17 protein-coding genes and 1 tRNA gene are annotated in these 12,347 nt (G+C 40.4%); 13 read left to right on the plus strand and 5 right to left on the minus strand.

Annotated elements, in window-relative coordinates:
• The first annotated feature begins 473 nt into the window (after positions 1–473).
• Entirely contained in the window at positions 474–1,454 is a 981-nt protein-coding gene (locus LVQ96_07270) for an N-acetylglucosamine kinase (protein ID MCW6170956.1), read from the plus strand.
• Positions 1,455–1,600: 146 nt separating this feature from the next.
• On the opposite strand, the gene LVQ96_07275 is transcribed toward LVQ96_07270, so the two are convergent.
• The 3 genes from LVQ96_07275 to LVQ96_07285 form a co-directional block, all read right to left on the minus strand.
• A complete protein-coding gene (locus LVQ96_07275) occupies positions 1,601–2,053 on the minus strand; it encodes a transposase (GenBank protein MCW6170957.1) in 453 nt (150 codons plus the stop codon).
• Between the two features lie 144 nt (positions 2,054–2,197).
• Entirely contained in the window at positions 2,198–2,419 is a 222-nt protein-coding gene (locus LVQ96_07280) for a hypothetical protein (GenBank protein MCW6170958.1), read from the minus strand.
• Between the two features lie 39 nt (positions 2,420–2,458).
• On the minus strand, positions 2,459–2,608 hold the full coding sequence (locus tag LVQ96_07285) for a hypothetical protein (protein ID MCW6170959.1): 150 nt from the start codon (positions 2,606–2,608) through the stop codon (positions 2,459–2,461).
• Between the two features lie 110 nt (positions 2,609–2,718).
• On the opposite strand from LVQ96_07285, the gene LVQ96_07290 reads away from it, so the two are divergent.
• Together LVQ96_07290 and LVQ96_07295 are read left to right on the plus strand one after the other, a co-directional pair.
• Positions 2,719–4,626, plus strand: a complete 1,908-nt coding sequence (locus LVQ96_07290) for a hypothetical protein (protein ID MCW6170960.1) — start codon at positions 2,719–2,721, stop codon at positions 4,624–4,626.
• A 102-nt stretch (positions 4,627–4,728) separates the two neighbouring features.
• Positions 4,729–5,046, plus strand: a complete 318-nt coding sequence (locus LVQ96_07295) for a hypothetical protein (protein MCW6170961.1) — start codon at positions 4,729–4,731, stop codon at positions 5,044–5,046.
• Positions 5,047–5,304: 258 nt separating this feature from the next.
• Here the strand turns inward: LVQ96_07295 and LVQ96_07300 are convergent, their stop codons facing one another.
• Positions 5,305–6,342: a TrmB family transcriptional regulator gene (locus LVQ96_07300; GenBank protein MCW6170962.1), complete on the minus strand. Its 1,038-nt coding sequence runs from the start codon at positions 6,340–6,342 to the stop codon at positions 5,305–5,307.
• Between the two features lie 205 nt (positions 6,343–6,547).
• Between LVQ96_07300 and LVQ96_07305 the strand changes: the two genes are divergently transcribed.
• From LVQ96_07305 to LVQ96_07345, 9 genes are all read left to right on the plus strand, one after another.
• Positions 6,548–6,913, plus strand: coding sequence for a hypothetical protein (locus tag LVQ96_07305; GenBank protein ID MCW6170963.1), 366 nt, complete (start codon positions 6,548–6,550; stop codon positions 6,911–6,913).
• A 5-nt stretch (positions 6,914–6,918) separates the two neighbouring features.
• A complete protein-coding gene (locus LVQ96_07310) occupies positions 6,919–7,263 on the plus strand; it encodes a hypothetical protein (protein ID MCW6170964.1) in 345 nt (114 codons plus the stop codon).
• 133 nt (positions 7,264–7,396) lie between these two features.
• The gene (locus LVQ96_07315; protein ID MCW6170965.1) at positions 7,397–7,687 is read left to right on the plus strand and encodes a transposase; all 291 of its coding nucleotides are present in this window, start codon (positions 7,397–7,399) and stop codon (positions 7,685–7,687) included.
• Positions 7,674–8,564 (plus strand): IS3 family transposase, encoded by an 891-nt coding sequence (locus LVQ96_07320; protein ID MCW6170966.1) that lies wholly within the window; start codon positions 7,674–7,676, stop codon positions 8,562–8,564. Before LVQ96_07315 ends, LVQ96_07320 begins: the two co-directional genes overlap by 14 nt.
• Positions 8,564–8,749 carry a hypothetical protein gene (locus LVQ96_07325; GenBank protein ID MCW6170967.1) on the plus strand — a complete coding sequence of 62 codons (186 nt, stop codon included), beginning with the start codon at positions 8,564–8,566 and terminating at the stop codon, positions 8,747–8,749. Before LVQ96_07320 ends, LVQ96_07325 begins: the two co-directional genes overlap by 1 nt.
• A gap of 85 nt (positions 8,750–8,834) precedes the next feature.
• Positions 8,835–9,296, plus strand: coding sequence for an integrase core domain-containing protein (locus LVQ96_07330; GenBank protein ID MCW6170968.1), 462 nt, complete (start codon positions 8,835–8,837; stop codon positions 9,294–9,296).
• A 9-nt stretch (positions 9,297–9,305) separates the two neighbouring features.
• Complete coding sequence (locus LVQ96_07335; GenBank protein MCW6170969.1) at positions 9,306–9,500, plus strand: hypothetical protein; 195 nt, start codon at positions 9,306–9,308, stop codon at positions 9,498–9,500.
• Positions 9,501–9,935: 435 nt separating this feature from the next.
• Positions 9,936–11,324, plus strand: coding sequence for a hypothetical protein (locus LVQ96_07340; GenBank protein ID MCW6170970.1), 1,389 nt, complete (start codon positions 9,936–9,938; stop codon positions 11,322–11,324).
• A gap of 294 nt (positions 11,325–11,618) precedes the next feature.
• A complete protein-coding gene (locus LVQ96_07345) occupies positions 11,619–11,849 on the plus strand; it encodes a hypothetical protein (GenBank protein MCW6170971.1) in 231 nt (76 codons plus the stop codon).
• Positions 11,850–11,890: 41 nt separating this feature from the next.
• On the opposite strand, the gene LVQ96_07350 is transcribed toward LVQ96_07345, so the two are convergent.
• Positions 11,891–11,964: transfer RNA gene (locus LVQ96_07350), tRNA-Thr, on the minus strand.
• Positions 11,965–12,100: 136 nt separating this feature from the next.
• Between LVQ96_07350 and LVQ96_07355 the strand changes: the two genes are divergently transcribed.
• On the plus strand, positions 12,101–12,334 hold the full coding sequence (locus tag LVQ96_07355; GenBank protein MCW6170972.1) for a MarR family transcriptional regulator: 234 nt from the start codon (positions 12,101–12,103) through the stop codon (positions 12,332–12,334).
• The last annotated feature ends 13 nt before the right edge of the window (positions 12,335–12,347 follow it).

The raw sequence follows: 12,347 nt of genomic DNA on the forward strand, positions 1-12,347 counted from the left end.
AGAGGATATTGAAGAACAGAATGGAGAAGAGAAGGAGGTTGAAAGAAAATGTCTCATAAAACAGCGGAAAAACTGTCCAAAATTAGAGGGCGCAGATCAATCCTGTTACTTATCTAATCAGCAACACAGTGGCCGATTTCGAGTGTTGTGGCATTTACTATTCCCCGTGAATTCCTCCTAATGATTCCTGCATATTTTCACTATCTTCCTTATGGTTGACCTAGCGTCATATGCGATTCATTTCTCCAGGGAGTTTTGCTATGGCACACAACATTCGAAGTGCAATTCTGAAATGGTATGTCCTTCATGTCTAAAGATCAAAAACGCGTATCCCTGACCAGTTCATGGAATCAGAACTGGCTAAAAAGAATATACAAGATCAGAGAACAGTTCCATATACCGGTTATATGTTAAATAGATCCTGGTATTCCACAACGTTAAAAAATTTTATCTAACGGATGAATACCTTCTGCATGATTCTTGCACTTGATGGAGGTTCCACTAAGACTCTGGCGGTGGTTATGGACGAGAAATCGCTCGAATTGAAAGGGGTTGGCCTCGGTGGATCAGCTAATTATACCACCGGCTCTCCTAAACATGCCAGCATTGAAATGGAAAATGCAATTAAAGGAGCTTTAAACATGTCGCATATTAAACTCTCGGAAATAAAGAAGAGAATTTTTGCAATCGCTGGAATTGGTGACTCATTAGATGCCACTAATCAAGGCAGATCGATTGTCAATGATCTTATAGGCGATAATTTCGAGGTAATGAACGATGGAATAAGTGCTTATTATCTTGGGAATCTGAATCATGATGGAATCGTGTTTGCTCCAGGAACAGGGAGTGTTGGATATGTAAAGAAAAGAGATAACATGCGCAGAATAGGAGGTTGGGGATGGGCAATAGGCGATTTTTCGGCTGCTATATGGATTGTCAAAAAAGGGATCGAGGTAGCAATGTTTGAAGAAGATTCGGGCGAAAAAGATCGATTAATCTCTAAAAGGTTAAACACTTTTTTTGGGTGTAGCTTAAGGGAATTAGTATGGAAAGTTGAAACGAAAACAATACCAAAGGATAAACTATCAAGTTTTGCTCCAGAATTAGCAAAATTAGCTAGTGAAGGCTACCCACCAGCTTTTTATATATTCAAGAAGTCAGCCGAATATATATCATCACTCACTAACGAAATAATTAACGAGTTTAGGGAGGAAGAGATAGAAGTATCACTAGTGGGTGGTACAATGCTTGCCGGAGATTTTTATTTAAATCTTCTAAAAAAGAATATGACACACAAATTTCAAACCTTTTTTGGTTATCAGGTAGTAATTGGTGCCCTAATCTACGCGCTGAGAAAATTTGATTCTGGATTGAGAGAAAGTCTCGCCAAGCAATTAGATACTATCTTATTAGCTGTCCCACAAAAAAAACTTCAAGAGTACCTTAAATTCTAGCTCTTTTTCGGTATTTGTTATTTTTTTTTGATCTCTAACCGATACCGATTCTTATTGGTACCCTTCAGGAATATCCTGCCCAATAACCAGGATATCGAAAATTTATTTTCCACACTTTGCACTTTAACGCGTTTATACATGACAACTTAAGTTACTACGCATATGTTTCTTAGTTCTTTGTTGGGTTTGAGATGTCTGTTGAATTCATCTGAAAGTGCAGTCCTTAGGTTGCTCAATAACTGGAAATACCTGTTGTGTGTTGCGTGCTTTTTTACGAGCGTCAATACCCGTTCTATTGGAGTCAACTCCGGTGAATCCGGGCCAGGAAAGAGCAGATCAATACCGGCGAGGTATGCATAATCAGTAATTAAACTGGCATGGTGGTACAGTGCGTTGTCAAGGACAAATATACAGTCCGGGAATCTTTTGCGATCCAGGGAGAGGAACTCCAGGAGTGTTAATGCATTGTACTTTTCCGTGATCTCCGACAGGGGACTGCCATCGCTTATCCTCACTGCACCGAATACACTTATTCCTTTTCTGTTTGGTTCATGCAGTACTATAGGATCTGCGTCTTCGGGCGGATACCATGCCCTTATCCTGCTTCCATGCTGGTAGAAATGGCATTCGTCAAAAAAAGCGACTTTCCTTCAAGAAGAAGAGCTACTATTTTTTTCTAAAAGACTCTCTCTTGACATCATCACCTTTTGCGATTACAGGTTTGGGTTTTCTTAGTCGAAAACCTAACTTTCAAAATATCCTCTGGCACTGTCTTGTTCCAAGAACAATACCGTATTTCTCCTTAATGTGATGGCTAAGGATTTGCCGTCCCACGGATTCTGCTTGTAACCAAGATCCATAGGATTCTTCCTCAGGTCTCTTCCTATGGCATCCAGCATGTTTGACAATCTTGGGGACCTGCCCGATCTGATTGGTTCCCTGATGCCTTTAAAACCTTCTTCCAAGAATATATTAACCCATGTCTCTACACTCTTTGGGCTGTTTCAAAGGATATCGGACACCTCATATGGACTCATCCCGTTTGCCACGAGTAGAAGCCCATGAAGCCTATGATCATACTTGGAATCATCGCTGTGTCTTATCTCCGCTATGATCTCGCTTTTTCTATCCTCAGGAATTGCTAGTTTCTTCATGGTGTAAGTAAGTGATTGAAGTATTTAAACTACCGAATTAACTTATGACGCTATGTATAATAGGATTGCCTACGAAAAAATGATTAAATAGCAACAGATGATTATACCGTGTGACGGTCAGAATTCTAGAAACAGTAGATTATTATAAAATATCAATTAATGGGTATACGCCAATTGTAAACTTTTCTTTGAATCAAGAAGAAAAGGAAATTAATAAGGACATTCAAATACTCCAAGACTATGGATTTAAGATAGACAACTCAGGAAACGATCTAGAAATATTTTTCTCATTCGAAATAGGGACTCATGTTATTGGACTCGGAGAGAAAGCCTACGGTATCGATAGGAAACGAAAAAAATTTGTTTTTATCAACACAGATCCAGCTGGTTACGTTAGGGATAAAGATCCCATATATTTGTCAATACCTTTTTTTATGCAAGTACTAAAGGGAAAAGCCTTAGGAGTTTTTGTCAATTACCCAGGAGAGGTTGCATTTGACTTTGGTGTAGAGATCTATAATGAAACTAAAATAACAATTAAAGACTCTATGGCCGAACTATTCATATTTAAATATTTTAACGTTCAACAGATATTAAAGGCTTATTTTCGGCTAACTGGAAAGCCGTTTCTCCCACCTAAGTGGAGTATAGGACATACCGTTTCCAGATACTCATATTACCCAGAATCGGAGGTTATAAAAATTCTAGATGAATATCTAAAGACAACACATGTTGAGGCTATATATTTGGATATTCATTATATGAATGCTTATAGATTGTTTACATGGAACAATGAGCTATTTGGCGATGTAAAACACTTGATAGAAGAATTGCACCGGAGAGGAATAAGGATACTAACTATAATTGACCCAAGCATAAAGTTTGATCAAAAATATAAAATATTTAAAGAAGGATTGGGGCATTACATAGAGACTAAGAATGGAGATGTTTACCATGGACCGATGTGGCCCGGAGATTCTGTTTTTCCTGATTTTCTTAATGATGCTGCAAGACAATTTTGGAAAGCAGAAATCAAAGAATGGGTCTCTCAAGGAATCGATGGCATATGGCTTGATATGAATGAACCAACTGTTTTGACAGAAAGTCATTTGTTCTCCGAAAACGCCATTCATAATTTAGACAACGGAGAAAAAATTCAACATCTAAAGGTCAGAAATTCCTATCCGTATTTTCAAAACATGGCAACATATGAAGCATTCAGTGATATTTCCAAAGAGCCATTTATTTTAACTAGATCAGGTTATGCTGGCGTTCAAAAGTATGCAGCAGTATGGACAGGAGATAATGTGTCAAGTTGGGATGACATTAAAATGCAAATTTCAATTGTGACAAGTCTCTCTATTTCTGGGATAACAGTTGTGGGGTGTGACTTGGGAGGATTTTTTGGGGATAGCTCTCCCGAGATGATTTCGGCTTATTACAAAATGGCCCTTTTTTTCCCCTTATTTAGAAATCATAAGATAATAAATGGTAATGACCAAGAAATTTTCCTGTTACCATCAACTGCAAGAAAACAGATAAAGGAGAGTGTTGATTTAAGATATGATTTTATTGATTACATATTTAGTGTGCTTTACATGTCGCACAAAGAAGGTCTACCGTCTGTAAGCCCATTGGCATATGAGTTTTCGAGTGATGATGACACGTATTATGTTGAAGATGAATATATGCTCGGGGGGGCTCTTCTTTATGCGCCACAAATATATAAAAATCAATCTTTGCGCGAAGTGTACTTGCCCAAAGGAAGGTGGATCGATTTCTGGGACAAACAAGCTATAGAAGGACCAGTATATATCAAAACCTCTGAGGACTACCCGATTTACATGCGAGAAAATTCTTGTGTTATTTATCAGAAAAAGATATTTGTTTATGGAATAGGTAATTTTCTATTATACTTGTCTGACAAAGAAGTTCATGTGACTTCAGATGGAAAGAGCATAAAGCTCAGTCCCTTTATTTCGGGTTATTCGGTTGAGCTGGTTGAGTCTGGCAGATAGACAAAATAGCCTAATGATACCGCTTCTGTAAATTTTCGAGGTTAAATGCCTCCAAAGCATCTTCTTATATTTTGTAAATTTGCACTTTGAATGGTGCTTCCTATGATATGGCGCGGGAATGAAATGTTTTTCTCAAATTTCTCATGTCGACTTAATAATTATGGGTATTCTAGGACACATGCTCTCTTCAAAGTTCTTATACCAAGTGCTTTTCTAGCTCTATGGTGGGTCGCATCAGGACCATACACAGATTACGCTCTTGCTGGGCAATTCCTGACAAGTGCACATCTTTACACGATGGCCATCGGAATGTACTACGTTTCAACGGGAACAGTGTCAATGAATTATAACGTCTTCGCAGCGTTTGCAGTATTGATGGATATTCCAGAAGTACCTTGTATCAGGATTCTCAATTGGTAAGTATAAATTAGTAAAGAAAAATACGATGCACAATCGATTTGGAACTTGCTAATGAGATTTAAATACTGTGGCTTTCAAATAAATAATACAGCAGAGCTATCACTTGTTGCCCTGTATGAATCAGTACCTTTAAGACACCCCAAGACGCTGGCACTCCTATAACGCGGCATAGAAACGCAGACATCGACCATAGTAGTATTAAGGAATTTTAGGTAATTGTTATTTAACATCTCGGGATATGTTCGATGGTGAACTTCATCAATCACTTTTTGCAGTGATATTGGTACTCTTCGTATTTAACCTCAATTCAATCATTCTGGCGTCTTCCAATCTCGCGGTTCTTCCACCAACTGAATAAATCTTATCGCGAACTTTAATGAAAAATGTGTGCCTCATACCCAATATCCTTTTGGTTCCGGTGATTATTCCGCTAAGTGTTTGCTCTCTTTTATCCATTATGCATTTCATAACTGCGTAGATATTTGATCCTTCTTTTTTGATTTGATCAATAGCTTCACATGCTAGCCAGGTTGTTGATAAAAGTACCGGTTTGGTTAGATCAAAAGCTGTTACCTGTTTTGAAGGTACCCAGATTGTGTGAAAGAAGTAATAATTGGAGATGTGGATCAGCTCACTGTCATCGAAATAAAGCGCATACTTACGATCTGAAACATCGTCTCCGACATTGAGTAAAGCAGAATTTCTGTCAACTATCAATACCTCTGAAGCAGGCGAGGGTCTAATTCTGGATACCGATCCCTTCAGTTCCAGTAATTTTTGAACAGGCGTGTCAGGAAACATGACTAAGGCAACTGTAACCCCTCTGGCAATTGCTTTTTTCAGATGTTTAAACGCCAGATCAAATGTGTCGGAGTTTGCAGAAAAAATGACTTCTGTTGAAGCAGAATCGATCATCTTTCTTATCCTTGAAGATATTTGTCTATCATCTTCCACCAGCCACACAAAAGGTGTAGGAACCCTGTTCCTGCTTTTATGCAATTCTACGAAATCATCTATTCTGGTGCTCAAGTCTCTGAGCTCATCTATTTGCCTTTTTGAAGAAACAGACAGGGGGACAGCGCGGTATATCTTTTTCTTTCCAGGGCTGACCTCTATGAATCCTTTCCGCTTGAGTGAATCAAATATATCATAGATTCTTGGTTGAGGGACCCCGGAAGCTCTAACAACCTGAGTTGAAGTCTGTTCTCCTTCTATCAACAGTGTCGAAAGAACTTTTATTTCGTACGGGGAAAGACCAAATTTTGATAGCCCTTCAAAAATATTATCCGCAGACATAAATAAGGATTCATGTAAAGTATAAAAATGATCTAATTTAATACTTCACTTCTGAGAAAATTGATATGGCGTCAGAATAGGGCTAGATTTTCCTGTCATTTCTTTTCATGAGAGCACATGAGGAATGCCTAAATAACGTGGTTTTTCATAGAACTCTGAGACACATCGGTAGTTTATAATAGTAGTGTGCATATACACTACTACAATGTCGTTCAAAAGAAGAATAAAGAGGGGTGACCGGATATATTACGACGAAGTTGAGAACGTCAGGGTCAACGGAAAGGTTGTTCAGAAGCATCTGAGATATATAGGAACCAATCCTGACGAACCCACCAACTTCCCCATCGATCATGTTCATTTTGGCTACATCGCCATGAGATTAATGCAGGGTGATCTGTCGGCGAATGAGATCCTTGACATGATAGAGAAGATGGGGCACCATGTCCTCAGGGATGACCTCGAGGCTGTCGGGATAAGGTACCGTTTTAAAAAAAAAGATATTACAGTCTCCCTTTACTACGCCAGGAAATCGAGGAGGCGCAAAGATGCAGAGAATGCGGGAAAAAACTGAAGAGTGTGAAGACACGTGAAAGGTGTGTCAGAACACTCTCAGGGGAAACACATCTCCGCTTCACACTGAAAAGATGCAGCTGTCGCGGTATCGATAACAGGCAGATCCTGAAGGCAATTGTTCCGAAAGATTCCAACTTGGACACGAAGTTGATGATCGGCATAGGCATTCTTCGGTGGATCATGGACTACCAGAGATCAGAGATACAGACACTCATGGAATCCCGTGGAGTACGTGTATCCACTGGAGAGATATCGAATATGTCAAGGGAATTCCTTCTCCGTTTTTATTGCATCCACAGAAGGCACATGAAGGATCTCCATCTGGATGAATACATCCTACACCTGTGATGCGACCCATCATTGAGCTGGAACATTATAAGGATACTTATATAGAAAAGAGGGAACAGATAGGTTTATATAGGGGGAGAGTCAAGAGAGGGGGAAATTTTAATCTCCTCCTGAATTCTCTGGAGGTGCACGCATGACAGGCAAGTTCACAGTTGAACAGAAGTACGAGATCTTGATGGAATCGCTCAACTCTGACGAATCGATAGCAGAAATATGCAGGAAACATGGGGTGGCGCCTGTGAACTTCAGGAAGTGGAGGGAACGTTTCCTCGAGGGCGGAAAGAAAGCCCTCGCAGATGGACCTTTGGGAAACGAGTACGAGAAGAAGATCGATGAGCTTACAAGGATCATAGGGGAGCAAACACTTGTTATAAACGAGTTAAAAAAACATCGGCAGGGAGGAGATCAAGATGATATTCCTTAATCTCTCTGAATTCATGACTGTGAGGGAGATTTCAAGGATATCCGGAATCCCCCTGTCCACCTATTATTATCAGCCAAGATCGAGAACAGTTAACAGGATCGATTCGGTGAGAGCCAAGAGAATCACAGATCTCGCCCTTGAGAGGCCCACATACGGCTACAGGAGAATATGGGCTGTTCTCAGGAATGAGGGGACCCGGGTCAACCGAAAGACTGTTGCGAGGATACTGAATAAAAACAATCTTTCCTTGCCGGCGGCAAAGCACAAGAATCGGACAAAGAGGAGGAATCTCTTCACTCCAGATGCTCCCGATCAATTGTGGGAGACGGACATAACCTATATCCCAACCCTTTCTGGAATGACCTACCTGATGTGCATCAAAGACTGTTTCAGCAAGGAATGGCAGGGGTATCTCGGTTCCGCGGCATGCACTGCTTCTGATGCTGTCGGATCTGTGGATGACGCTGTGTCAAGAACGTTTGATGGCAGCTTTGCATACGGCTCGCTCAGAGTTGACAACGGACCTCAATATTGCGCGCCGAGGAATATATATGACTTGCCAATGGAAGTTTGGTTTCGGAAAGTGTGGGAACATCCGAATAGCTACGGGCACGGTTATGTCCGTGAGGACATGGCTGAAGCTGCCCGGATGCAAAACCGCAGGCCGCATCAAAGGAGAACGCATACCAGCACCGTTAGGCCGTATATGGGAGAGCCGAGCAGGTTGTATGCTGCGAAGGCCATACTGCATTTCTCTAATTCCCACAGAAATGCAGCCTCCCCGGTGTCGTGGCGGTGGCATGCGGTGAAAGCGATGTGTAATAACTCGGGAGACCTTGCAGTGTCCATGAACATGCCCCGAGAGGTGGTTGAGTAATGGTAGCCCAGTCTATAACCGTAAGGGAAGTGATGGGCGAAGCACTTCAAGGAGTCGGAGGAGCCCATAGTACCGCTGATCCCGGAGACAGCACAACTCCGGAGAAGGAAAGGGGCTCTGCTTGTCTGCATGAGCATTGGGATGTCATGAGGAACTCCATTCCCCAAAGGGGTACGAGGATATGAAAAGGCTTGAAGACATTCAGAATGCCCTGTATCAGGCAGCCAAAACAGATAGGAAAAGAATATCCTATCTGCATGATGCTGCCAGATGAAGCAGCTCGTAAAGCCGTATGACGGAAAACGTCCCGTACGGTTTGATGTGGAAGGGTCTGGAGAAATCCAGACCTTTACCCTACCATCGAAGCTGTTCAGGAAGGCAATGAAACTCCTTGGAATAAGACTGGAGTATATACAGAAGCAGACACTGGAAGACAACGGCAATATCGAGTCCTTCCACAACTCGATAAAGACTGATTACATCTGGCCAGTAGACATCAGCGATTTCCAGGAGAGGAGGGACATTATCGATCATGCATTCGTGGACTATAATGAGAAGAGACCACACTCATCAATAATGTTCCTGAGTCCAAGGGCGTTCAGGAAGAGATGGGATTCTGATCCTGGATTCCGTCTTGAATACAAAAATTATGTGAAGAAGATGAAAGATAAAGAAATGGAAAGGAGAAAAAATAAAAAGAGGACGGAGGTCGAAAGAAATGGAATCTTATGAGATGCCAAAATGTTCCAGTTTTTCCTGGGTCAGATCAAATTAAACAAAGCGAAGAAACTCATAAGACCGATCCCACGAGAATCGATCATACGCAGGGACGAGAACAGGAAGCCCGTCCTTACCGCCTTTGTGAAGATTCTCGAAACGAACGAAGACCTGCCAGAGGAAGCGGTCAAAGTTTGGGTGAAGTCAACAAACATCTAACCGAATTCTGACGCCATATTTTTTGGCATAAGGTATAAAAGTTGACTTAATAAACCGGGCAAGGATAGAGATACTATTTCTCGTCTTTGACAAGTTAGCTGACACCTTTAAATGATCGTAATTTTTATTCAATTACGAGCAAACAAGATAAATAGTAGAGTCGCAGGTACGGTAGAAGATTTATATCGGATTTATGCAACTAAATCTTATACTTTCCTTCAATTTAGGCATTAAATGAATCATAAGAAATTCGGCGCCGCAGAAAAGATTCTAAGGTCTCCCATATTTATTATTGTCGTTATTCTGTAGGTACTCTTCTCCATTTCTCTAGCTGATGTACCGCAACCAGCATCATTCTATACCGATTTTATAAGTGATTCTGGAGGAGTTCCGCAGTATCAATCATCGGTTTTAACAGTCACCCACGGTGCTAACATGACCGTATATAGCCAAACATTTAACTTGTATGGAAACCCGGCCTCAGGCTGGGAAGTCAACTACAATCTCTCCCTTATTTCTCAAGGAAAAAACGTACATATTGAATCAGGTTTTGCAGGTATCACGAATAATTCGGGCATGCTGCGTTATAACTTAACTGGAGTTTTTGACTTTAACATGTACCTCCTCTCCGAAACCGTAAGTAATCATAATGGAAACTGGGCTAACTATAGCATGACAATAGTTTCCTTTTTAAATTCTGGGCCACATTATTTATATGCTAGTCTTAGCGCTCTCTCTATAACTCCAGTCCTTTCTACAAGTAACTCAAAATATTTTGCTCTTCATATATGGAAGGTCCCACAGAATGAGAGCGAAAATTATTCTATAGTTTATGGGATAGCTTCAGGTAACAGCCTTTCTACTGCTTATAACTGGACTCAAACAGGAACGTTTCCTAACAATCTTCTCAATTTCAGCATGAAAACTCAAAAGAATATTCAAACGCCCTTCGATTATGTTGGAGAGCCTTACTATTATGGAGTAGGTGTTAAAAGTGCAAACGGAAACATCGTCAGAACAGTTGTATTCGGTTCGATGGTGAGTAATCATTCCAAGATGAAAGATTATGAATTTCTCTCATTTATTTCTCTTTCAGTATTTTTAGCTTTTATAACAAGCAGTGTTAGCATTTATCTCTGTATCACGCCCAAAAATGCTCAGAAAATTGGGAGAATAAGGAAATTTTTGATCAGGGGGGTCTACAGGCCAAAGTATAGTACATCGTTAGAGAGATTTAAAGGGACTTTGTCCGCAACTTTACTTCTATCTGTTCCATTCGTCCTTATAACATCAATAGTGGTCTATGTATCTAGTAAAAATTTTTATGGCGAAGCCCCTGACATTGCCATACTTTTATCATATTCGCTCGCCGCTTTCATGACAGCAGCGTTCCCTGCTTCTTTAACAGTACTTGTCATTCAATCTAGGCTCGGCAAAATTCTAAGACTGTTTACTGATAATGTCGAGGGAAAGTCCGGCATTAAAATCCTGGCATTGATTTCCTTGTATCTTCTCACATATTTCTATTTCAGCCTTATTATGAATGCTGGATTATTATCTGCTTTTATAAGTTCTGCAAAGACAGTTGAAATACTAACGGTCATTCTTTACTCAGTGAATCCACTTTCATACCTTTGGCTACTTGGTTCATATCTAAGCAAAAGTCTTTCTTCAAATGGTTTATTCATCTTTGATCCTTCATCAATTTCCCTCAGTCCCATATACATAGCATCTATAGGTATAACCTGGATTATCTTGCTCATAGTCCTACCCTGGGCTATTTTCAAGAAGGGAGATGGACCTAAAAACACAACCACAACGTAAAATAGGTCTCGAACATGGATCGGTTCATCACAACGAAAAAATTTCACTCGCATTTAGAAGATCTCCTTTTGTTTACTGCAAATCGAGTACACTATCTGATTATATATGAAACATTACAATTTTTCGCCGATTTTTGGAAAAATTTTATACTGCAAACCATTTAGAGAATCATGATGAGTGTAACGGTATCAGGGGCGGATAGATCATCGTGATCTGGAAAATATTTTTAGAGGTAATGTTTAGGAGGTATCGTATGTAAAAGTCAATAAATCCGACAATGTAAAAGCATTGAACATGACTGGTTTAAGTTATTTCCTCAGAAGTAACGGCACAATAGGATTCATCCTTCTTTCCTTCTACAATGGTTCTGAGCAGAGGATAGATTTCGGCAGAGTAGGTGGAGGGTCGGATCTGGTTAACATAAGATGGGGTGCAGGAAATAAGATAAAAGAAAGTGTACTACAGGACATAAAGCAGGCCGCAGAAAATATAGGTGCCAATGTGACCGAATCCAGAATAGAATAAATCTCAGTGAGTGAACGATTTATCTAAGTTTTCGCAGTGAAAGCCACTGGAGGGTTTCGATCCCCCGACCTGCTGATTACAAATCAGCTGCTCTGCCAGGCTAAGCTACAGTGGCGACGTACCGTCATTCCCAAGTACGTCATAAATTTTTCAATAGAAGGCATTGGAATTCCAGCTCTTGTAGCATCGTTATTACTTTGCTGTTATCACTACAAAGGGTTTATGAAATAGGATGAATTGTTAAATTTAGAATGGAAACAACGCTAATAGATGACGTTCTACCCCCATCTGCGAGGCTTGTTTTGAATGTGCTTATGAATCGGAAGATTCTCCGATTCGAGGAAATCATGTTGCTGACAGGGTTGTCCAAGAGATCGCTACTATACGCTATAAAGGTGCTTCGTGAAAAAGGTCTTGTAGAGGTTGAGGTTTGTATGAGCGATACCAGAAGAAGATTTTACTGTCTTGAGCCCTCGAAAACATGAATGATCGAGTGAA

The organism is Thermoplasmatales archaeon (assembly GCA_026127925.1).
Classification (GTDB): domain Archaea; phylum Thermoplasmatota; class Thermoplasmata; order Thermoplasmatales; family Thermoplasmataceae; genus JAKAYB01.